Consider the following 21227-nt stretch of genomic DNA (forward strand, 5'->3'; position numbering starts at 1 on the left):
GACAGCCTCCGATCAAAACATCAGGTGAGCTGGGCGCCGCGGCGCTCAGGGATCAAGAGCCACATCGCCAGGATGTCGAGCACGTAAAGCGCGGCAAGCCCGGCAATCGCGGTCTCGAACGAATAAGCCGTCGCAATCGCGCCCACCACGACGGGACCGAACCCGCCGACACCGCGGCCGATATTGAACAGCACGTTCTGCGCCGTGGCACGCGCCGCGGTCGGGAACAACTCGCTGATCAGTGCTCCGTAGCCGCCGAGCATGCCGTTGACGAAGAAGCCCATGATCGCGCCAACGACGAGCAACTGAATCGGATCGGTCAGGCGTGAATAAACCAGCACCATGACCGCAGCACCCAGCATGTAGGCGAAGAACGCCGGCCGGCGGCCGATGCGATCGGCAATATGGCCGAACATGAAGATGCCGAGCGCCATGCCGGCCAGCGTCACGCAGGTCCACATCGCCGACTGCGTCAGCGCGAAGCCGAAGCGGGTCGACAGATAATTCGGCAGCCAGATCATCACGCCGTAGTAGCCGAAGTTCTGAACCGAACAGAGGATGACCATGCCGAGGCTGAGCTTGGCGGTTTCACCGTCCTTCACGAGCAGGTGCAGCGCCGACTCTTTCGGCCGGTCCTTCGACTTCTCCACGAAGACTTCGGGCTCGTGCAGCGAGGCGCGGATGAAATAGGCCGCTACGGCCGGAAAGACGCCGACGGCGAACATGCCGCGCCATCCGATCACCGGCAAAAGCAAAGGCGTAGCGATGGCTGCAGCGAGCACGCCCAACTGCCAGCCCAAGCCGACATAGGATGAAGCACGGGCGCGCTTCGATGCCGGCCAGGCTTCGGCGACCAGCGCCATGCCGATGCCGAATTCACCACCAAGGCCGACGCCGGCGAGGGTGCGATAGAACAGAAGATCCCAATACCCTTGCGCGAACGCACAAAGACCGGTGAACACCGCGAACACGACGATGGTCCAGGTCAGGACGCGCACGCGCCCGAGACGATCCGACAGCATGCCGAAGCCGATGCCGCCAATCACCGCGCCAATCAGCGTGGCGGTCACCAGCGACGCCGATTGCGCCTGCGACAGACCGAGATCGGCTGCGATCGTTCGCAGCATGAAGCCGAGAATAAGAAGATCGAATCCGTCCATCGCATAGCCGAGCCCCGAACCCGCCAGCGCCTTCCATGCATTACTGTCGACGGTCGTTGGCACGCTATCCGCGTGGTCTGCCGTGATACTCATGTGTGACCCCTCCTCGTTTGAATTCCCCGACAAAAGGAAGATTGTCACAAGCTCGTATCAATTACAATATTAATCTCAAAAATTATACTACAAACTCGTATCTATCTGATATTAAATAAGTTATATTCGTATCAATAATGAGATTTGGTCACCAAATGAGCCGAATTCCAACCCCGATTGGAGAAATGAGATCGAAAAGCGATGCCTGCACGCAAGCCGCGCTTCGAGGCCGGCAGGGCCTATCGGCCCCAGCGCATTTACGCCGATCGCGCGACGCGGCGCAGCGACTGCGGCGGTTGCCCGAACGCGCGCATGAAGGCGCGGCGCATTCGTTCCGGATCGCCAAATCCGGTGCTGCGCGCAATTTCCTCGATCGGTTCGCCGATATCCTCGACCCTGCTCTTGGCCGCTTCGATGCGCAGCTTTTCGATGGCCTTGGCTGGCGTCATTCCGATTTCGGCGATGAAGGCCCGGGTAAAATGGCGCGCACTCATGTGGGCCTGCTCGGCCATTCGTTCGACCGTCAGCGGCTGATCGAGCCGTTCGCGCGCCCAGGAAAGCAGCGGCTTGAAGCGTCCGGTCGGCGCCTTTAATTCAAGCAGCATTGAAAATTGCGACTGTCCGCCCGAGCGGCGATGATAGACGACGAGTTGCCGCGCGGTTTCCCTGGCGATTTCCTCGCCGTGATCCTCGGCCACCATCGCCAGCGCCAGATCGATGCCGGCGCTGATGCCGGCCGACGTCCAGACGTTGTCGTCCTTGACGAAGATGCGATCTGGCTCCAGCCGCACCTTGGGAAACGCGGCGAGGAAATCTGCCGTCCGTCCCCAATGGGTGGTGGCGCGGCGGCCGTCGAGCAACCCGGCCGACGCCAGAACATAGGCGCCCGAACAGACGCTCGCGATCCTTCGCACCCGGCGCGCTGCGGTCTTCAGAAAAGTCAGCGTCGGTTCGGACACCATCGCGGCCGAGATCCCCTCGCCGCCGGCGACGATCAGGATATCCAGCGCGCGCGCATCCTTGACGCCCTGCGCCATCATTTCCACACCGGAAGAACTCCGGACCAGGCCAGCGTTGAGCGCCAGCGGCTTGATGGTCGTCCGCCGGCCGGCGAAGCGGCTCGCGACTTCGAACACCGAAATCGGGCCGGCCGCATCGAGCAACTGAAAATCCGGAAATATCAGGATTCCGATCGTACGGCCCATCGCGGTCCTCCTGCGTTCGACGTCCATGTCCTGAAAAGGCCCATGTCCTAAAACGAGGGAATTATGCCATTTATGACACAAAGCCAAGCATGCTTGAAGGACGGCTGTCAACTGAGCGCAGCATTCGAAGGAGCCGAACGATCAGACCGCCGCGCGACAGGCTCAACAGAGTAACGAGGTGAAGGAAAATGCGACGAGTCCGGCTCGTCATTGAGTGTCGCGAGAGCGCTCAGCCCATCATTTTCGCCGCAGAGGCCGCTCGAGCCGTTCGTCAGGTGGCGCGATTTCGGTCACGAGATCGCGGATCAGCGCCTTTTTCGGCAAGGGCGCGAGCGTGGTCGTTCCTTCCTTCAGGCGCGCGGTGCAGGCGTATTCCACCTCGCCGTCGATCAGCATCATGCATTCCTTGCAGGCGTTGGCATTGATGCAGGAAAAACGAAAGGCGAGCGACGGGTCGCGATCGCGGCGAACCATCCGCAAGCCGTCGAGCACGGACTGACCAGGCTCGAACGCGACCTCGAAGGTCTCGACGCGGGATGTCACGTCGGGCTCGCCGCGCTGAATGGAGAGCAAGGCTTTCATGCGGCGGCCTTCTCTTTCGCGGTTTTGATGTCCAGTCCGCGGTCCGTCATCGCCACAATCTGGTTGAGCTGCCAGGCATCATCGAGACCAAGATGATCCTCGCGCTGATGTGCGCCGCGGCTCTCGGTGCGCGACAGCGCCGGCAATGCCACGGCCTGCGCCACCAGCAGCATGCTTCGCAGATCGAGCCAGTCGATCAGCACGGGATCGAAGCTACCCGACGACGAAACCAGCGGCCGGTCTCCAAGATCGCGCGTCATTTCTGCGAGACGATCGATCGCGATACGGAGCTTATCTTCTGTGCGAAACGGTCCGACATAATCCGCCATCAGGGATTGCAGTGCGACGATGCTGGCGGCGACGTTCGGCGCGTCCCGCTGCTCGGCGCTGCGGAGAAAGTCGACGGCGGAGTTGGCCGCGTCCAACGACGGTATTGGCCGCTGCTTTGCTTTCAGCGCGGCACGATGACCGGCAAGCGCACCGAACACGAAACTTTCCGTGATGGCGTTTCCTGAAAGACGGTTGGCGCCGTTAGCGCCGCCGATCGCCTCACCGCAGGCGAAGAGACCCGCGATACCCGTCTCGAGCGTTTCGCCCACACGGATTCCGCCCATATGGTAATGCGCAATCGGCGCCACTTCGATCGGCTGATGCGCAAGATCGATGCCGTTGGCGGCGAGCCGGTCGACCACGGGGCCGAACGCGCGGCGTATTTCCTCCGGCGGCACATGCTGGAAGCTGAGATAGGCGCCGCCCGCCGGCGTGCCGCGTCCGGCCTCGACTTCCTTGGTGATGGCGTAAGTCGCAAGGTCGCGCGTCAGCACGTAGCGGCCGTCGCTGCGCGTGTCACGGGTGGCATAGTCGCTCTCGAATTCTCGCATTTCGGCGTTCAGCAGCTTGCCGCCGAGCTTGTAACGGAAAGGATCCCACATGATCGGGTCCATGCCAACGAGCCGCGGCGCAAGGTGACCGATCGGGAAAAACTGCACGAACTCCATGTCGATCAGCTCGGCGCCGGCGCGAAGCGCGAGCGCATAACCGTCGCCACCCATATTGGACGAAGCGCTGTTGCGGCGATAAAGCCTCGTCAGTCCGCCGGTCGCGATCACGACGGCCTTTGCGGCAATCGGGACGATGCGGCCGCTCGAAACGTGAAGCGCAGTGGCGCCGCAGGCTTCGCCGTCGCGGACGGTGATATCCGTGATCAAGAGGTCGCCGATCCGGCGAACGCCGTTGGCGTCGTTCAGTTGGGCGCGAAGGGTTTTCGACACCGCGGGTCCGGTCGACAGAAAATCCACATAGACGCAGCGCGGGCGGTCGTGACCGGGGGCCTGAACCTGCTTGATATGGCCATCTTCGCGGGCCCAGCCGACTTTCCAGTCGTCCATCTCGCGGATGCGCCGCGGACCGTCCTCGCAAAGGATGGCGGCAAGCTTCTCGTCGCAGAGGCCGCGGCCAGCGGCCAGCGTATCGGCCAGATGATGTTCCCAATGATCCGGCGTCTGCTCACCAAGCGCGACGGCGACCGTCATCTGCGCCATGACCGTGGCACCGCCACGGCCGATCAGGCTGCGGTCGGCCAGGATCACATCCGCGCCAGCCTTCGCAGCTTCGAGCGCGGCATACATCCCTGCCCCACCCGCACCGATCACGAGAACGTCGGTTTCAAGAGGGGTCGTTATTTCCAACGGCAAACTCCAATCCTTTGCGGCATTTTTCGTGGGGCATTTTCAACGATGAACCGAAGCCCGCCCAATTGAGAAAATACGTCAAAATAAAAGCACAGATCGCGGCCGTGTGGCGAACACAAAAAGAGGCCGCCCAACGGGCGGCCTCTCGCATCCAGTCGAGGCGTGACGACTATCACTCGGTCCAGTGCTCGCCCTGCGAAGCGCGAGGATGCGTCAACAGCCTCGGCAAATACCGCTGATCTTCGAGTCGATCCGAATGTTTTCGTTCTGGATTTCGGTGTCGATACGCCGGCTGTCTTGCGGTTCGAAGTTGGCGCCGACGGTTCCGCCGGACGAATTCGCGGTTCCCGGACGGTTGGTGCCAGGCGGCGAAATGTGTGCTTGATCGGAAGCGATGCCGGTCGTCGTTCGTGTGCCGGTCGAAGGAGCTCCGCCTCCCGGACTTCCACTCGTCTGGGCGAATGCAAGCGGCGAATAGAGCAGCACGCCGATCATCAGTGTTTTTGCCAGGACTGTTTTTTGCTTTTGCATGACGGTCCTCCCGATAAATCTCGCGCGGCTTCGCTGGTGCGAGCCACCTTCTCTCGACCAACGAAAATACAAGAATGCCGGTTCCGCGGCGGACGGCAGCCACCGTCACATGTGCGAGATGAACCGCCGGAAGCGTCGCTGGTTTCGCGCAACCCGCGCGCGTCGTTTGTGGTGCGGCCGATGCTTCCGATTTCGATGCGACGACAGATCGTTTGGCGGAATCGAGAATGGAAGACGTTCGGAGGCTGAAATGCGGAGAAACTTGGTAGCGGGGGAGGGACTCGAACCCCCGACCCCAGGATTATGATTCCCGTGCTCTAGCCAGCTGAGCTACCCCGCCACGGCGCAGGCAACGCGGACATTATATATGGACCGCAGTCGCTGAGCGCGCGGCATATAAGAAGTAGCTCCCTGCCCTGTCAAGCAAAGCCCGAATTCGACCGGAAATACCTGACGCAGCGGGACTATTTCGGCCGGACATTCGGGTTGCCGCCGGGGCTTCCGGGCGGCGGAATCACGGGCGTGTTGCCGGCATTGGGCGGCGTCGGCGCACGGATTTCCGGGTCAATGCCCGGCGGCGGACACAACACGCCGTCGGATCTGGCAAGCTTGTCGCCCAGCGGCTCGGCTGCCTGCCCGGTGGTGGTGCCCGGTTCGCTGTTGAAGCGCCGCATGGCCGATTTGGCGTTCGGCGCGCAGTCGTCGGCTGAGGCGGTCGCCGTCGGCGCCGGTGGCGTCGTTGCGGTAGGCGGCGCCTGCGCCGCCGCGCCCTGCACAGAAGCCATCAACACGAATGTGAAAAGAAGCGCATGTCTGGTCATGCAACGAAAACGAACGTCGCGAACGCTGGTTCCGTGCGCCGACGGTAACGCTTCAGGTTTTCCGATAACGGATCAGAGAGAAATGTCCCATCGGCGGCATCGGACGGCGTTCGGTGAGGACAACACCGCCATGTTTGGCCGCCCAGTTCACGAGCCGGTCCCACGGAAATTCCGGCCGCCAGCCGAGCCTGCGGGCGAGCGGCGCAAAGGCGAGCTCGAAGGCGCGGCGCGGGCCGCTTTCGGCGCCGATGTGGTTGACCAGGATCAGTTCGCCGCCCGGTTTCAACACCCGGATAAAGTCGTCGAGCGTTCCTTCCGGATCAGGAACCGCGGTGATGACGTATTGCGCGACCACCGCATCGAACGAAGAATCCGCAAACGCCAGATTCTTGGCGTCCATCACCGCGAGCGTCTCGACGTTCTTCAGGCGAAGCGACCGCACGCGCTGCTGAGCCTTGCGCAACATCGGCTCGGAAATGTCGACGCCGCAGATCTTCGTGGTCGCGGCATAGTCGGACAACGACAGGCCGGTGCCGACGCCGACGTCAAGAACCCGGCCGCCGATCCGATCAGCTTCCGCAATGGTCGATTGCCGGCCCTGGTCGAAGACTTTGCCGAACACGAGGTCATAGACCGGCGCCCAGCGGCCATAAGCCTTCGCGACCCCCTCGCGGTCGATATCTGACGCCATTCCCCCGCCCTGAGTTTTTTATCCGCGCACAGTCTCGACGACCGGAACTGCCCTCGACGTCTTCGCCTTGGCGCTGGCACTTTGAATGAAGCCGCCGCCGAGCACGCGCGCACGGCCCGAAGGCGCATCGTAGAACACACAGGCCTGGCCCGGCGACACGCCCTCCTCACCGGCGACGAGATCGACCGCGTAGCCGTCATCGGTGGCACGCAGCCACGCCGGCTGCGGCGGACGCGTCGAACGAACGCGCACGAAAATCTCAAGGCCCGCACCGACCGCGCGATCGAGCGGACCGTCGCCGATCCAGTTCACTTCGCGCAACGAGATGCGGTCCATGCGCAGCGCCTCGCGCGGACCGACGACGACGCGGCGGTGCGCTGCGTCAAGCTTCACCACGTAAAGCGGCGCGCCCGACGCAATCCCGAGGCCGCGGCGTTGGCCGACGGTGAAATGAATAATGCCCTGATGGGTCCCGATGACGTTGCCGTCGAGGTCGACGATATCGCCGGGTTCGATCGCATTCGGCCGCAGACGGCCGATTACATCGGTGTAGCGGCCGCTCGGCACGAAGCAGATATCCTGGCTGTCATGCTTGTCGGCGACCTCGAGGCCGAAGCGGCGCGCCAGTTCGCGCGTCTCGGGCTTGGTCATGTCACCGAGCGGAAAGCGCAGATACTGAAGCTGCTCGCGGGTGGTCGCAAACAGGAAGTAGCTCTGGTCGCGATCGCTATCTGCGGCACAAATGAGTGCACGCTCTCCATCCGCCAATTCGCGCGAGGCAACATAGTGCCCGGTCGCCAGCACGGAGGCGCCGAGTTCGCGCGCGGTCTCCATCAAATCGCGAAACTTGATCGATCGGTTGCACTCGATGCAGGGAACGGGCGTCTCGCCCGAGGCGTAGCTCTCGGCGAAGTTATCGATCACCGACTGGCGAAATCGGCTCTCGTAATCGAGCACATAATGCGGGATGCCGATCCGCTCGGCGACATTGCGCGCGTCGTGAATGTCCTGCCCGGCGCAGCAGGCGCCCTTGCGGTGGGTCGCCGCGCCGTGATCGTAGAGCTGCAAGGTTATGCCGACGACATCGTAGCCCTGCGACTTCAGCAGCGCCGCCGTCACCGAGGAATCGACGCCGCCCGACATCGCGACGACCACGCGGGTGTCCTGGGGACGGCCTTCGAGATTCAGACTGTTGCGCATGGTCTTAAGTCACCAACTTGGCGCTACTAGTGTCCCGGTTCTGACATTCGTACGCGGCCGCTGCGGGTTCTTTTACGAATGTCAGAACCAAAGGGACACTGGCAAATATGGGTTTTGAGTGGAGTTTCGGATTTGGCATTCGCTATAAGAACTCGCGGCAACAGGATATCGAATGCCAAATCCACTCCACTCCCGCCACTAGGTCAGAGGCGTCGGGGCGTTCTTTCCTGAGGCCTCACCCTCGGGGCGGCCGGAAAGCTGCACTTTAATATAGGCCGCGATGGCGCGAAGCAATCACACGGTCCCCATGCGCATATGGGACGGCAAATCTTGCCGCCGGGCAGAAAAGATGGGGCCGCGGGCGTCCCCAATCAAATCCAATCAATTATCAAGATATTGAAATATATCATGTTTTTAAAAATTACGGGGTGGCCCGGTCCTTGCTGACCTCTCGGTTAAGTTTCTCGTCGGAGGCCGTCCAGTGGTCAGTGCTACCCCAGATTCCGCAGCCGCAGCCAATGCCGCGTTCCAGGCCGCGCCTGCCTGGCTGACGCGCGCCAATACGCCGCCGGCCAACGATCTTTTTGCGGGTCTGGTCAACCAGAACACCCAAACCGGCTCCGCGGCGACCTTGCCGCCCCCTCCTCCGCCGCAGCCCCAGAACAACGCGGCTAACCAACCGCTTCCGCCCGCCAACAACGCTTCGAACAGCAACGCCAACAACAACGCGGCCGCGGCTAACAACAATGCGCCGCCTCCGCCGCCAGCTAACGGCAATTCCAATAACAACGCGGCAAATTCCAACCAGCCGTCTGACGCCAACAATGCCGGTTCCGGCACGACGGCGAACGCGAACGGCGCGACGACCGGCAGCACGAGCCAGTCGTCGTCGACGGCCTCGTCCGACTCGACGCCATCGACCGATACGAAGTCCAAGGACACAGCGACCGACACGGGTTCGACCGCGATCGACGCCACCCTTCTGGCGCAACAGGCCGCTAGCACCGCGACCACTCCGGTCGCCGTAGCGGTTCCGACATCCGTTCCTTCCACCAATGCGCCGCCGCCGGCAACGCCGACCTCCGGTGGCCCGACCGCGCCGCTTGCGATTGCCGCTGCCGCGATCGCGGCGAGTTCCCAACCGCTCGCATCGCCGGCCGGACCAACCACACCGGACAAGACCGATCCCGGCACCGCGTCCACCACGACACCGGACAACGGTGCAACCGCCAAGACCGCGGCCGTTTCCGCCATCACCTTCACGACCACCCTCCAGGCAGGAAGCACGACGTCTGCGGACACAACCGCCGTCACAGCGGCAGTGGCCGCCACCACCCCGGTCACGCCGAAGACACCGCAAGCCAAAGCTCAGGCTACGACGACCGACGCTTCCGCAAAAACGTCAGTGACGACCGACCCTACCGCGCCCGGCACGACGACTGATCCCGGCCAGAATGCCGCTGCAACTTCGACCACCGGCAAGCAGGAGACGGCGAACGTCGCCATTCAGGCTGCGGCCGCGGATGCCGGTACCCCGGCGCCCGCCGCGCGCGATCACGCCGCTGCAAACGTTGCGCACTCTGCGACGGCGGATGTGCCCGACGTCAATAGCCAGGCGGCCGGCACGTTTACCCCGCAGTTCAATTCGACGTCAGCCGTTGGTTCGGCGAACAATTTGACGGTGACATCGGCGGCCAATGGCGCGGTGCCCTTGAGCGGCGTCGCCATCGAAATTGCCGCCAACGTCAAGAGCGGCAAGAGCAGTTTTGAAATCCGTCTCGATCCCGCCGATCTCGGCCGGATCGACGTCCGGGTCCAGATCGATCAGAACGGTCAGGTCACCTCGCACCTGACGGTCGAGAAGCCGGAAACGCTGTCGATGCTGCGCCAGGACGCGCCGCAATTGCAGCAGGCACTGAACGATGCGGGCCTGAAGACCGACAGCGGCGGTCTTCAGTTCAGCCTGCGCGACCAGTCTTCATCCGGCCAGAACAGCGGCAACGACAGCAATCCCAACGCCCAACGGCTGATCATCAGTGACGAGGACGCGGTTCCTGCCGCCGTCGCGGGCCGCAGCTATGGCCGTTCGCTCGGATCGAGCGGCGGCGTCGACATCAGAGTGTAAAGAGTTTGAGGAGAATGACATGACTGTTGTTTCAGGAACGACCCCGCAGACCTCATCATCCAGCTCGAGTTCGACGGCGAACTCCGCCAACGCGCTCGCCAACCAGCAGATCGCCGGCAACTTCCAGAGCTTCCTGCAACTCCTGACGACCCAGTTGCAGAATCAGAACCCGCTCAGCCCGCTCGACACCAACCAGTTCACCCAGCAGCTGGTCGAGTTCGCCGGCGTCCAGCAGCAAATCAATACCAACGATTCGCTGTCCACGCTGGTGTCGCTGCAACAAACCGCGCAGTCGAGCCAGGCGCTGGAATTCGTCGGCAAGACGGCCGTGGTCAAGGGCAGCACCACATCGCTCACCAGCAGCAAAGCGGCCTGGGGGCTCAACATCGCCTCCGCCTCGACGGTCACCATCAATATTACCAACAGCTCGGGCGCGACCGTCTACACCAGCAGCATCAACGCCAACGCCGGCAACAACCAGACCTTCACCTGGAACGGGCTTGGCACCGACGGCACCCAGCAGCCCGACGGCTCCTACACGCTCACGGCGACGGGCAAGGACTCCACCGGCAACTCGGTTGGGGTCTCAACCGAAATCCAGGGCGTGGTCTCGTCGGTCGACCTCACGCAGTCGCCGCCGCTGTTGTCGATCGGCGGCCAGACTTTCACGGTCAACCAGGTCCAGAGCATCGTGAACTAGCGCGAAAACGAGGGCATAGAGCCCATCGCGACCCTCTCGCAGGCGTTTTGCGGCCTAACATCCGGTTAACAAACGCCGGATGGGGCCGCATTCGTGCGTCTGCACCTGGCATTTTCAAGGAGATTCGTATTGGAGCCTTGGGTTTAGGCAAATTTTAAGTCGCCGGGCGTAGTTTGTTTAGCGTGAGTTTCAGTGGTTTAGAGTTTGTGAGTACGCCATGACAGAGCCTCATCGCCCGAGGGTAAAATACGTCATCGGGCCCGACGGCAGTCCGCTGACGATTGCGGATCTGCCCGCTCCGGGAACCAAGCGATGGGTGATCCGTCGCAAGGCCGAAGTCGTTGCCGCGGTTCGCGGCGGCCTGCTCTCCCTTGAGGAGGCCTGCAGCCGCTATACGTTGACCGTCGACGAATTCCTGTCCTGGCAGTTCTCGATCGACCAGCATGGTCTTGCGGGACTGCGGACCACCCGAATCCAGCAATATCGCCAATAATCTTCGGCCCGAAGCGGCCATTGATCGGATTTAACGAAAATCGGCCTCGCGCTGCGAAGCCGATTTTTGCCGCTTCGAACTTTCACGTCGGCCATTTACCTTTGTTAACCATATCGAAACCATACCGTAGGCAATAATTGCCCAGTGGTCCGATCCCTGATGGGACCGATCTGAGGGGCGGTTGGTTTGCAGAGTCTCGTAAGCTTTCTGAGGGGCTTGGGCGCTTCGCGGCTGATGGCGATGGTGGCGGTGACAACCGCCCTGCTCGGCTTCTTCGCGTTCGTCATCATGCGCGTCACCACGCCGCAGATGACGACGCTTTTCACCGACCTCAGCCTTGAAGACTCCAACGCGGTTATCAAGGACCTGGAACGGCAAGCCATTCCCTTCGAGATCCGCAATGACGGCGCCGTGATCATGGTGCCAAAGGACAAGGTCACGCGGCTGCGCATGAAACTGGCCGAGGGCGGCCTGCCCAAGGGCGGCGGCGTCGGCTACGAGATCTTCGACAAATCGGACGCGCTGGGCACCACGAGTTTCGTCCAGAACATCAATCATTTGCGCGCGCTGGAGGGCGAACTCGCACGCACGATCCGCGCCATCGATCGCGTCCAGGCCGCCCGCGTCCACCTGGTATTGCCGGAGCGGCCGCTGTTTGCGCGCGAAACCCCCGAACCTTCGGCCTCGATCGTCGTGCGCGTCCGCGGCGCGCTCGAAGCTCAACAGATCAGGGCGATCCGGCATCTCGTCGCCTCCGCCGTCAACGGCTTGAAGCCGCAGCGGGTCTCGATCATCGACGAAGCCGGCCAGTTGCTTGCCGATGGCGCCGGCGGCGAACAGGACAATACGGTCGCCGATGAGCGCCGCAACTCCTTCGAGAAACGGCTGCGCAACGAGGTCGAGGCGATCGTGTCGTCGGTGGTCGGCGCGGGCCGGGCGCGCGTCCAGCTCTCGGCGGATTTCGACTACAACAAGATCACCCAGACTTCCGACAAGTTCGATCCCGAAGGCCGTGTGTTGCGCTCGAGCCAGACCCGCGAGGAGTCCAGCGCCACCGCCGAAACCAACGGGCAGGTTACGGTCAACAACGAACTGCCGGGAAATCAGCAGAACGGCGGCGGCCCGGTCGCGCGCGACCAGAGCAAGAAGACCGAAGAGACCAACAACTACGAGATTTCGCGCACCACCAAGACCGAAGTCACCGAGGCCGGGCGGGTCAACCGCATCTCGGTCGCCGTGCTGGTCGACGGCAGCTACGCCAAGAACGACAAAGGCGAGATGGTCTACCAGGACCGCAGCAAGGAACAGCTCGACCGCATCGCAACGCTGGTGCGTTCCGCGATCGGCTTCGACCAGAAGCGCGGCGACCAGGTCGAGGTCGTCAACTTGCGATTTGCCGAATCGCCGGTGGTAGCGCCGCTCGCCGAGCCCACGGGCCTGCTCGGGATGCTGCAATTCACCAAGGACGACGTCATGTACGTCATCGAGCTCGGCGTGATGATGCTGCTCGGTCTTGTCGTGCTGTTCATGGTGATCCGCCCGCTGGTCAAGCGCATCCTCGCCGACGAAGTCATCGCGGCTGCTGCCGAAGGCGCACTGCCGGCGATTGCCGACGGCAGCGCCCAGGCTGCGCCCACCGGCAACAGCCTCGCTCCCGGTGTCAACAACACCGCTCAAATGATCGACGTGGCCCAGATCCAGGGACAGGTCCACGCCCAATCCGTTCATCGCGTCGGCGAACTCGCCGAACGCAATCCCAATGAAACTGCAGCCATTGTCCGTCAATGGCTGTCCGAACCTGCCGCGTGATCCAGAATGGCCGTATCGCAGAACAATAACACCAACGACATCACCAGCGTGATTTCCTCGCTGGCTGCGCGTCAGGCCAACAAGGTGAAGGGCGAGCCGATCGCCGGCCCGAAGCGCGCGGCCATGCTGATGCTGGCGCTCGGCGAACAATATGGCGGCAAGGTCTGGTCGCTTCTGGACGACGACGAGGTCCGCGAACTGTCGATCCATATGTCGACGCTCGGCACCGTGGAGGCCGACACCGTCGAGGACATGCTGCTCGAGTTCGTGTCTCGGATGTCGGCGTCGGGCGCGCTGATGGGCAATTTCGACGCCACCGAGCGGCTGTTGCAGCAATATCTGCCGGCCGAACGCGTGGTCGGCATCATGGACGAGATCCGCGGTCCGGCCGGCCGCAACATGTGGGAGAAGCTCTCCAACGTCCAGGAGGAGGTGCTCGCCAACTACCTCAAGAACGAATACCCGCAGACCATTGCCGTGGTGCTGTCGAAACTGAAGCCCGAGCATTCAGCGCGCGTGCTCGCGATTTTGCCCGAGGACATGGCGCTCGACGTCGTCAACCGCATGCTGAAGATGGAGGCAGTTCAGAAAGAAGTGATCGAGCGCGTCGAGCAGACGCTCCGCGTCGAATTCATGTCGAATCTTTCGCAGACCAGGCGACGCGACGCACACGAGGTGATGGCCGAAATCTTCAACAATTTCGATCGCCAGACCGAAACCCGCTTCATCACCTCGCTGGAAGAAGACAATCGCGAGGCCGCCGAGCGGATCAAGGCGCTGATGTTCACGTTCGATGATCTGATCAAGCTCGACTCCGGCTCGGCACAGACCCTGATGCGCAACGTCGACAAGGACAAGCTCGGCGTCGCGCTCAAGAGCGCCAACGAGGAAGTGCGCGGCTTCTTCCTCAGCAACATGTCCTCGCGCGCCGGCAAGATGCTGCTCGACGACATGGCTGCGATGGGCCCGGTGCGGTTGCGCGACGTCGACGAAGCGCAGGCGCTGCTCGTGAACCTCGCCAAGGATCTTGCGGCCAAGGGTGAAATCACCCTGACCAAGAACCGCGCCGACGACGAATTGGTGTACTGATGGCCGCGCCCGCAAAATTCCTGTTCGACACGGACTTCTCGGCCCCCGACTGGGCGCGCGAGCGTGCCACCGCCGCCGAGGTCGCCCAGAAGGTCGCTGCCGCCGAGGCACGCGCCTATCGCGATGGCTACGACGTCGCCCAGCGCGAGGCCAAGGCCGAAAGCGACCGCCGCGTCGCACTGGCGCTCGAGACGATCGGCGTCGCCATCAAGGGCATCGCAGCCGGCTTGTCCGGCGTCGAGCGGCGGATGGAAACCGAAGCCGTCGACGTGGCGGTCGCCGTTGCACGCAAGCTGGCGAGTGAACTCGTCGCCCGCGAGCCGCTCGGCGAGATCACCGCGCTCGTTTCCGACTGCTTCGCCCAGCTCGTGTCGACGCCTCATATCGTGGTGCGGATCAATGACGCGCTCTACGAGACGGCGCACACCCGCATCGAGACATTGGCCAAACAATGCGGTTTTGCCGGCCGGCTGGTGATCCTGGCCGAACCCGACATCCAGAACGGCGACTGCCGGATCGAGTGGGCCGATGGTGGCGTCGTTCTCGAACGCGCAGCGATCGAAGCCAAGATCAACGAACTCGTCGGGCGCTATATCGCGTCCCGCAACCAGGATTGAATGAAGAGGAATGAACCATGAGTGACACGGACACACAGGTTCCGCTCCCGGATTTGAACAGCGCCGATACGCCGGCCGTGGGCGGCGACATCGCCTACAACGAGGACGAGAACGCCGCCCGCATCGCGGCCGATCTCGAGGCCGTGTTCGACGTGCCGGTGCAGGTTTCAGCCGTCCTCGGCCGTTCCAAGATGGACGTCGGCGATCTGCTCAAGCTTGGCCCCGGCACCGTTCTCGAGCTCGACCGCCGTGTCGGCGAAGCCATCGACATTTACGTCAACAACCGCCTGGTCGCGCGCGGCGAGGTGGTGCTGGTCGAAGACAAGCTCGGCGTCACGATGACCGAAATCATCAAGGCGGAACGCAACTAGGACTTCTTGAATTAAAGAGCGCCTGAACGGCGCGAACAGACGAACAGGAGATGAGCATGCGGCTTCTTATCGTTGGCACCTTGAAAGGGCAGCTCACGACAGCGACCAAGATCGCGATGGATAACGGCGCTTCCGTCACCCATGCGGAAGACAACGAACAGGCGATGCGGGTATTGCGCGGCGGCAAGGGCGCCGACCTGCTGCTGGTCGATGTCTCGCTCGACATCCGCGACCTCGTCATGCGGCTCGAATCCGAACACATCCACGTGCCGATCGTCGCTTGCGGCATCTCCAACGATGCCCGCGCCGCGGTCGCAGCCATTCATGCCGGCGCCAAGGAATATATTCCGCTGCCGCCGGATCCGGAATTGATCGCCGCCGTCCTTGCCGCCGTCGCCAACGACTCGCGCGATCTGGTTTATCGTGACGACGCGATGGCCAAGGTCATCAAGCTGGCCCAGCAGATTGCCGGCTCCGACGCGTCCGTCATGATCACCGGCGAGTCCGGCACCGGCAAGGAAGTGGTGGCGCGTTATGTTCACACCCGCTCCAACCGCGCCAAGCGTCCGTTCATCTCGATCAACTGCGCAGCCATCCCCGAGCATCTGCTTGAGTCCGAATTGTTCGGCCACGAAAAGGGCGCGTTCACCGGCGCGGTGGCGCGACGCATCGGCAAGTTCGAGGAGGCCACCGGCGGTACGCTGCTGCTCGACGAAATCTCCGAGATGGACGTGCGGCTGCAATCCAAGTTGCTGCGCGCGATCCAGGAACGGGTGATCGACCGCGTCGGCGGCACGCGGCCCGTACCCGTCGACATTCGCATCATCGCGACCTCGAACCGCAACCTCGCCGACGCCGTGCGCGAAGGCACTTTCCGCGAGGACCTGTTGTTCCGCCTTAACGTCGTCAACCTGAAGATTCCGCCGCTTCGCGACCGGCCGGCAGATATTCTGGAACTCGCCCAGCACTTCGCCAAGAAATATTCCGACGCCAACGGCGTTCCCTTACGGCCGCTTTCGGCCGAGGCCCGCCGCGTGCTGACCACCAACCGCTGGCAGGGCAACGTCCGCGAGCTCGAAAACACCATCCATCGGTCGGTGCTGATGGCCCAGGGCGACGAGATCGGTGTCGAAGCCATCATCACGCCCGACGGCGAGCGCCTCGATGGCCCGAAGACCGCGCCGGTGGTGGCGCACGCCACCTTCGCCGCCGAACAGGTGACGCGTGCGCTGGTCGGCCGCACCGTGGCCGATGTCGAGCGCGACCTGATCCTGGAAACACTAAAGCACTGCCTCGGCAACCGGACCCACGCAGCCAATATCCTTGGCATTTCGATCCGCACGCTGCGCAACAAGCTGAACGAGTATGCCGATGGCGGCCTGCCGATCACGCCGGCCGGCGCTGGCGAAGCGCAGCGGACGGCTGCTGCCTTCTAGGATTCGCGGGCGAGATTCCGTCCGGCGCGAGGGCAACCTCGCCTGCGGATTTCCATTGACCTAACCCAGTTCCGGCGCGTCGGGTTTGCGAAAAATATGGATGGGATCGCCGGGCTCGAAGCTACGCCCGGTGAACGCGACATAAGCGTAGAGCGCAAGATAGGCGACCGCCAACGCGCCAACGGCATAAAGGGCCCAGGCCGCAGCCCGTTTCATCGGAAAACGAGGCCGCTTACCACGACGGCAGTACCGCGCCCTTGAATTTGGTCAGGACAAATTCGCGGACTTCCGGCGTGTGATAACTGTCCACCAACGTCTTGACCCACGGCTTGTCCTTATCGGCAGCGCGCACGGCAATCAAGTTGGTGTAGGGCCCCTTCGGGTCCTCGCGCAGGATCGCGTCCTTGACGGGGTCCAGACCGGCTTGCGTGGCGTAGTTCGTGTTGATGCCGGCAACATCGACGTCGTCGAGCGTTCGCGCCGTCTGTGCGGCATCGACTTCCACGATCTTGAACTTCTTCGGATTGTCGGTGATGTCGGCGATGGTCGGCTTGAAACCGACATTGGCTTTCAGCTTCAGCACGCCCTTGTCCTGCAACAAAAGCAGCACGCGGCCGCCATTGGTCGGGTCGTTCGGGATCGACAAGGTCGCGCCCTGCGGCACCGTATCCCAGCTCTTGTACTTCTTGGAATAAATTCCCATCGGGAAATTCACGGTCAGCGCGACCGTCTCGATCTTGTAGCCGCGATCGGCCTTCTGGTTGTCGAGATAAGGCTGGTTCTGGAACGAATTCGCCTGCAAGTCGCCGGCATCGAGCGCAGCGTTCGGAACCACGTAGTCCGTGAACTCGACGATCTGGATGTCGAGACCGTTCCTGGCCGCGATCGCTTTGACCGCTTCGAGGATCTGGGCGTGCGGCCCCGGCGTAACCCCGATCTTGATGGTCTCAGAGCGGGCCGGCGTGGCGAGGGCTGCGGCAGCGACCACTGAAGCCAGAAGAAAACGGAGGGACATGATCATTCGATCCTTCTTGAGAACTCACTATTCATGATTGCCGGCTGCGCTTGTCGAGACGGCGCGCGATCATTTCGCCCAGCGTCTGCACGCCCTGCACCAGCACGATCAGCACAATCACGACAGCCGCCATCACTTCCGGCATGAAACGCTGGTAGCCGTAGCGAATGCCGAGATCGCCGAGCCCGCCGCCACCGACCGCGCCCACCATGGCCGAATAGCCGAGCAGACTGACCAGCGTCAATGTGAGCGCGAGCGTCAGCGCCGGCAAGGCTTCCGGCAACAGCACCTTGCGCACGATCTGGAACGGACTGGCGCCGAAGGCGCGCGCGGCCTCGACCAACCCCTGGTCGACCTCGCGGATCGCAGCCTCGACGACGCGGGCAATGAACGGGATCGCGGCAATGGTAAGCGGCACCACCGCCGCACGGGTGCCGATCGAGGTTCCGACAAGCAAACGTGTCAGCGGCACGATGGCGACGACGAGAATGATGAACGGCGTCGAGCGCGTCGCGTTGACGATCAGGCCGAGGATGCGGTTGGCGGCCGGCGCGGCAAACAGCTCGCCGGCGCGGCTTGTCGCCAGAAAGATGCCGAGCGGAAGTCCGAACAGCGTTCCCAACAGGCCGGAGAGCCCGACCATCACAAGCGTGTCGAGCGTCGAACTCGCGATGAGCTGGAACATTTCAGGCGACATAGCCGAGGTGCTCCACCGTGTTCTGTCCCGCCGCGAGCTGCTCCATGATGCGACGCAGGTCCGCTTCGGCGGAAACCGAGATGAACAGCGACCCGAACGGACGGCCGGCGATCGTTTCCACCTGCCCGTGCAGGATGTTGACGTCGATGCCGAGATTGCGCGACAGCCGCGACAACACCGGCTGGTCGGCGTCGCCGCCGACAAAGCCGACGCGCAGCACCGCGCTATCGCCCGGCTGGCGCTGCGGCCTCAATTTCGCGGCCAGCCATTCCGGCACTTGGGCACCGCTGATTGCGCCAATGAACCGCTGCGTCGTCTCGTGGCGCGGATGGGCAAAGATCTCATACGTCGTGCCCTGTTCGACGATACGGCCGCCCTCGAGCACGGCGACGCGGTCGGCGAGCTTTTTGACGACCATCATCTCATGGGTGATGAACAGGATGGTGAGCTTGAGCTCTGCGTTGATGGTCTTGAGCAGCGCCAGAATCTGGTCGGTGGTCTCCGGATCGAGCGCAGACGTCGCTTCATCCGACAGCAAGACCCTGGGCTTGGTCGCGAGCGCGCGAGCAATGCCGACGCGCTGCTTCTGTCCGCCGGAAAGTTCAGCCGGATAGCGGTCGCGCTTGTCGGACAGTCCGACCATCGCCAGCAAGGGTTCGACGCGCTTGGCAATCGCAGCCCTGTCGAGGCCCGCGATTTCGAGCGGCAAGGCGATGTTGTCGAACGCCGTGCGCGACGACAGCAGATTGAAATGCTGGAAGATCATGCCGATCGAACGGCGGGCCTGGCGCAGGCCGCGCTCGTACAGCGCCGTGACATCGGTGCCATCCACGACTACGCGGCCGCCGCTCGGACGCTCAAGCCCGTTGACCATCCGAATGAGGGTCGATTTGCCCGCGCCGCTCTTGCCGATCACGCCGACAATCGCGCCCTCGGGCACGTCGAGATTGACATCGGAAAGCGCGACCACCTCCGCCGCGCGGTCGCGTGACGGATAGACCTTGCTGACATCGGCAAAGGCGATCAGGGGACGGGTCTGCACGTCGCTCGGCGGCGCTCCGGGTATTGGAAATGGAGCGTTCATGACAAGGTTCTGCGCGAAATTTACGGGTTAGGCCATAGCAAAATGAAACCCGCCCGGCCAGCCCCAGTAATACCAGAGGCCGCCGGGCGGACAGGCTCGGAGGAGGGTCAAAGCTTGATGGGCACGAAATGATTAACGGCGATCAGCACGACCAGAAGCACGATACCAAGGCCGAGGCTGTAGCCGATCAGCTTCTTTTCGATCGGCAGCAGCGGTTCGACTTCCACTGCGTTGAGCTCGTCTTTGAGGTTGGATGTGGGCATGCGATGGCTCTCTCTTCAGGTTAGCTGGCAAGCGGCGGCTTGAAGCCGCTGAAGAACAGCCAGGAAATCAACAAGCCCACCCAGATCACGAACCCGAACAGGCTGACGAAATAGACCGCGGCCAGCTTGCCGAAGCCCTGCTGCCAGAGCTTGCGGAAATCCGACAGCACGCCGATCGAGAAGAAGGTGAGCACGAAGAAGATGACGCGGAACACGTTGGCCTCGCCGGCCGCCGCGGGCAGCGCCTTGGCGACATCCGGCGTCGAGCCGATCGCAAGCCAGAGCGACACGGCGAACACAAGGATGAAGCCGAGAATGAACTTCGGGAAGCGCTGCCAGATCTCGCGGGGCTTCGCCCGGTCCGGTCCTTTGTCGATGTGGTTGGTCCAGATATAGCCGAGAATGAAGGCCCAGATGCCGATGAAGATATCGATGAAGATCTTCACCGTGGTCGTGGTCGCCAGAATCCAGCCCGGCTGATACTTGATGCCTTCCGCGGCCGACTTCGCCATGATCAGCGACTCGGTAATGCCGCCGCCCGCGACTGCCGCGCCATCGGTCTTGATGGCAAGACCGATCCAGGCGCCGGCCACCAGGGGCTCCTGCCACAGGAACGTTTGGGCCAGGAACGGCAGGATCAGGACTTCGACGACCGCGAAAACGACCACCAGCGAGGACACCAGGATCGGAACCGCCGGCCGCGCCCGGATCGCCCCGCCGGTGGCGATCGAAGCCGCCACGCCGCAGATCGAAATGCCCGACGCCAGCGGCACCGACCATTCGCGGCTAAAACCGAACCATTTGCGCGCGACGTAATAGATCACCGCCCAATAGATCAGATAGGCCTCGACGATGGCGGCAGCGCCGCGCAACAGCAGCGAGGAGGCAAGATTGAGGCGTCCGGCCGCGGTGACGGCAACGGTGGCGCCGAGAATGACGATCGCGATCTTGATGTAGAGCTCGGGCCGGATCGCTTCCTTCAGCCATTCGGCAAAGCGCGGAAAGAAATTGGCGATCACGATGCCGGAAAGGAGCGCGACGATGAAGCCGCCTTCATTGGTGAGCTTGAGCGACCAATCGATGCCGAATTTCTGCTGTTCGGCCGGCGTCACCGCAGCGACATAGGCGTAGCTGCCGACGATCCAGCTCGCATAGGCGATGGCAAAGACGGCGGTGAATGCGACGGCGAATTTCCGCACGTCGGCGCCAAGCGTTGCAACACCGGCGCTCAACACGATCAACAGCGACGCGTAGGTCGCGATCAGGGCTCCGCCGCCGCCGAGCCAGGCATAGGACTTGGCAAAGGGGCCGAGCGCCCTGGTGAGATCGGTATAGACCGAGGTGGTGACGGCCCAACCCAGAATGTCGGTTCCGCTGATGCTGACCAGCGCTGCGCCGAACACCAACAGACCGATGACGACGGCCAGCCAGTCCTCGGTCAATTGCGCCCGCAGCGTCAGCGGCTCGGATGCCTTGATTGCAATGTCCGACATTCCAATTCCCCAAAATGATCAGGATGGAGGGCTGAAAAGCCCTCCATTTTTCATTGTTCAG

22 protein-coding genes and 1 tRNA gene are annotated in these 21227 nt (G+C 62.8%); 8 read left to right on the plus strand and 15 right to left on the minus strand.

Going from position 1 to position 21227, the window contains the following annotated elements:
- Nucleotides 1-20 precede the first annotated feature (20 nt).
- The 9 genes from BUA38_RS05630 to mnmA all read right to left on the minus strand — a co-directional run bounded on the left by BUA38_RS05630 (nucleotide 21) and on the right by mnmA (nucleotide 7974).
- Nucleotides 21-1253, minus strand: coding sequence for an MFS transporter (locus tag BUA38_RS05630; protein WP_072817074.1), 1233 nt, complete (start codon nucleotides 1251-1253; stop codon nucleotides 21-23).
- A gap of 257 nt (nucleotides 1254-1510) precedes the next feature.
- Nucleotides 1511-2458, minus strand: a complete 948-nt coding sequence (locus BUA38_RS05635) for a GlxA family transcriptional regulator (RefSeq protein ID WP_072825857.1) — start codon at nucleotides 2456-2458, stop codon at nucleotides 1511-1513.
- A 237-nt stretch (nucleotides 2459-2695) separates the two neighbouring features.
- Entirely contained in the window at nucleotides 2696-3040 is a 345-nt protein-coding gene (locus BUA38_RS05640; protein WP_072817075.1) for a 2Fe-2S iron-sulfur cluster-binding protein, read from the minus strand.
- A complete protein-coding gene (locus tag BUA38_RS05645; protein ID WP_244553200.1) occupies nucleotides 3037-4728 on the minus strand; it encodes an FAD-binding protein in 1692 nt (563 codons plus the stop codon). Before BUA38_RS05645 ends, BUA38_RS05640 begins: the two co-directional genes overlap by 4 nt.
- A 216-nt stretch (nucleotides 4729-4944) precedes the next feature.
- Entirely contained in the window at nucleotides 4945-5262 is a 318-nt protein-coding gene (locus BUA38_RS05650; RefSeq protein ID WP_072817077.1) for a hypothetical protein, read from the minus strand.
- A 263-nt stretch (nucleotides 5263-5525) separates the two neighbouring features.
- Nucleotides 5526-5602, minus strand: a tRNA-Met gene (locus BUA38_RS05655).
- A gap of 124 nt (nucleotides 5603-5726) precedes the next feature.
- Nucleotides 5727-6083 carry a hypothetical protein gene (locus BUA38_RS05660; protein WP_072817078.1) on the minus strand — a complete coding sequence of 119 codons (357 nt, stop codon included), beginning with the start codon at nucleotides 6081-6083 and terminating at the stop codon, nucleotides 5727-5729.
- Between the two features lie 52 nt (nucleotides 6084-6135).
- The gene (locus BUA38_RS05665; protein WP_072817079.1) at nucleotides 6136-6774 is read right to left on the minus strand and encodes a class I SAM-dependent methyltransferase; all 639 of its coding nucleotides are present in this window, start codon (nucleotides 6772-6774) and stop codon (nucleotides 6136-6138) included.
- Nucleotides 6775-6792: 18 nt separating this feature from the next.
- Entirely contained in the window at nucleotides 6793-7974 is a 1182-nt protein-coding gene (gene mnmA / locus BUA38_RS05670; RefSeq protein WP_072817080.1) for a tRNA 2-thiouridine(34) synthase MnmA, read from the minus strand.
- A gap of 481 nt (nucleotides 7975-8455) precedes the next feature.
- Here mnmA and BUA38_RS37805 point away from each other — a divergent pair, with 481 nt between their 5' ends.
- The 8 genes from BUA38_RS37805 (at nucleotide 8456) to BUA38_RS05710 (ending at nucleotide 16614) form a co-directional block, all read left to right on the plus strand.
- Nucleotides 8456-10099, plus strand: a complete 1644-nt coding sequence (locus tag BUA38_RS37805) for a flagellar hook-length control protein FliK (protein ID WP_072817081.1) — start codon at nucleotides 8456-8458, stop codon at nucleotides 10097-10099.
- Nucleotides 10100-10118: 19 nt separating this feature from the next.
- A complete protein-coding gene (locus tag BUA38_RS05680) occupies nucleotides 10119-10799 on the plus strand; it encodes a flagellar hook assembly protein FlgD (RefSeq protein ID WP_072817082.1) in 681 nt (226 codons plus the stop codon).
- Nucleotides 10800-11016: 217 nt separating this feature from the next.
- The gene (locus BUA38_RS05685; protein WP_002714638.1) at nucleotides 11017-11292 is read left to right on the plus strand and encodes a DUF1153 domain-containing protein; all 276 of its coding nucleotides are present in this window, start codon (nucleotides 11017-11019) and stop codon (nucleotides 11290-11292) included.
- Between the two features lie 186 nt (nucleotides 11293-11478).
- On the plus strand, nucleotides 11479-13101 hold the full coding sequence (fliF, locus tag BUA38_RS05690) for a flagellar basal-body MS-ring/collar protein FliF (RefSeq protein WP_072817083.1): 1623 nt from the start codon (nucleotides 11479-11481) through the stop codon (nucleotides 13099-13101).
- Nucleotides 13102-13107: 6 nt separating this feature from the next.
- Entirely contained in the window at nucleotides 13108-14190 is a 1083-nt protein-coding gene (fliG, locus tag BUA38_RS05695; protein WP_072817084.1) for a flagellar motor switch protein FliG, read from the plus strand.
- Nucleotides 14190-14807 carry a FliH/SctL family protein gene (locus tag BUA38_RS05700; protein WP_072817085.1) on the plus strand — a complete coding sequence of 206 codons (618 nt, stop codon included), beginning with the start codon at nucleotides 14190-14192 and terminating at the stop codon, nucleotides 14805-14807. The genes fliG and BUA38_RS05700 overlap by 1 nt, the downstream gene beginning before the upstream one ends.
- A 17-nt stretch (nucleotides 14808-14824) precedes the next feature.
- Complete coding sequence (fliN, locus tag BUA38_RS05705; protein WP_072817086.1) at nucleotides 14825-15178, plus strand: flagellar motor switch protein FliN; 354 nt, start codon at nucleotides 14825-14827, stop codon at nucleotides 15176-15178.
- A gap of 56 nt (nucleotides 15179-15234) precedes the next feature.
- Nucleotides 15235-16614, plus strand: coding sequence for a sigma-54 interaction domain-containing protein (locus tag BUA38_RS05710; RefSeq protein WP_072817087.1), 1380 nt, complete (start codon nucleotides 15235-15237; stop codon nucleotides 16612-16614).
- A 60-nt stretch (nucleotides 16615-16674) separates the two neighbouring features.
- On the opposite strand, the gene BUA38_RS37470 is transcribed toward BUA38_RS05710, so the two are convergent.
- From BUA38_RS37470 to BUA38_RS05730, 6 genes are all read right to left on the minus strand, one after another.
- Nucleotides 16675-16830 carry a hypothetical protein gene (locus BUA38_RS37470; protein ID WP_172805985.1) on the minus strand — a complete coding sequence of 52 codons (156 nt, stop codon included), beginning with the start codon at nucleotides 16828-16830 and terminating at the stop codon, nucleotides 16675-16677.
- Between the two features lie 16 nt (nucleotides 16831-16846).
- Nucleotides 16847-17629 (minus strand): MetQ/NlpA family ABC transporter substrate-binding protein, encoded by a 783-nt coding sequence (locus BUA38_RS05715; protein ID WP_072825858.1) that lies wholly within the window; start codon nucleotides 17627-17629, stop codon nucleotides 16847-16849.
- A 31-nt stretch (nucleotides 17630-17660) separates the two neighbouring features.
- Nucleotides 17661-18326 carry a methionine ABC transporter permease gene (locus BUA38_RS05720; RefSeq protein WP_072817088.1) on the minus strand — a complete coding sequence of 222 codons (666 nt, stop codon included), beginning with the start codon at nucleotides 18324-18326 and terminating at the stop codon, nucleotides 17661-17663.
- Entirely contained in the window at nucleotides 18316-19410 is a 1095-nt protein-coding gene (locus tag BUA38_RS05725) for a methionine ABC transporter ATP-binding protein (RefSeq protein WP_072817089.1), read from the minus strand. Before BUA38_RS05725 ends, BUA38_RS05720 begins: the two co-directional genes overlap by 11 nt.
- A 107-nt stretch (nucleotides 19411-19517) precedes the next feature.
- Nucleotides 19518-19673: a hypothetical protein gene (locus BUA38_RS37475; protein WP_172805986.1), complete on the minus strand. Its 156-nt coding sequence runs from the start codon at nucleotides 19671-19673 to the stop codon at nucleotides 19518-19520.
- Nucleotides 19674-19693: 20 nt separating this feature from the next.
- A complete protein-coding gene (locus BUA38_RS05730; protein ID WP_072817090.1) occupies nucleotides 19694-21166 on the minus strand; it encodes a putative sulfate exporter family transporter in 1473 nt (490 codons plus the stop codon).
- Nucleotides 21167-21227: the final 61 nt, after the last annotated feature.

The organism is Bradyrhizobium erythrophlei, assembly GCF_900142985.1.
In the GTDB taxonomy this organism is placed as follows: Bacteria; Pseudomonadota; Alphaproteobacteria; order Rhizobiales; family Xanthobacteraceae; genus Bradyrhizobium; species Bradyrhizobium erythrophlei_B.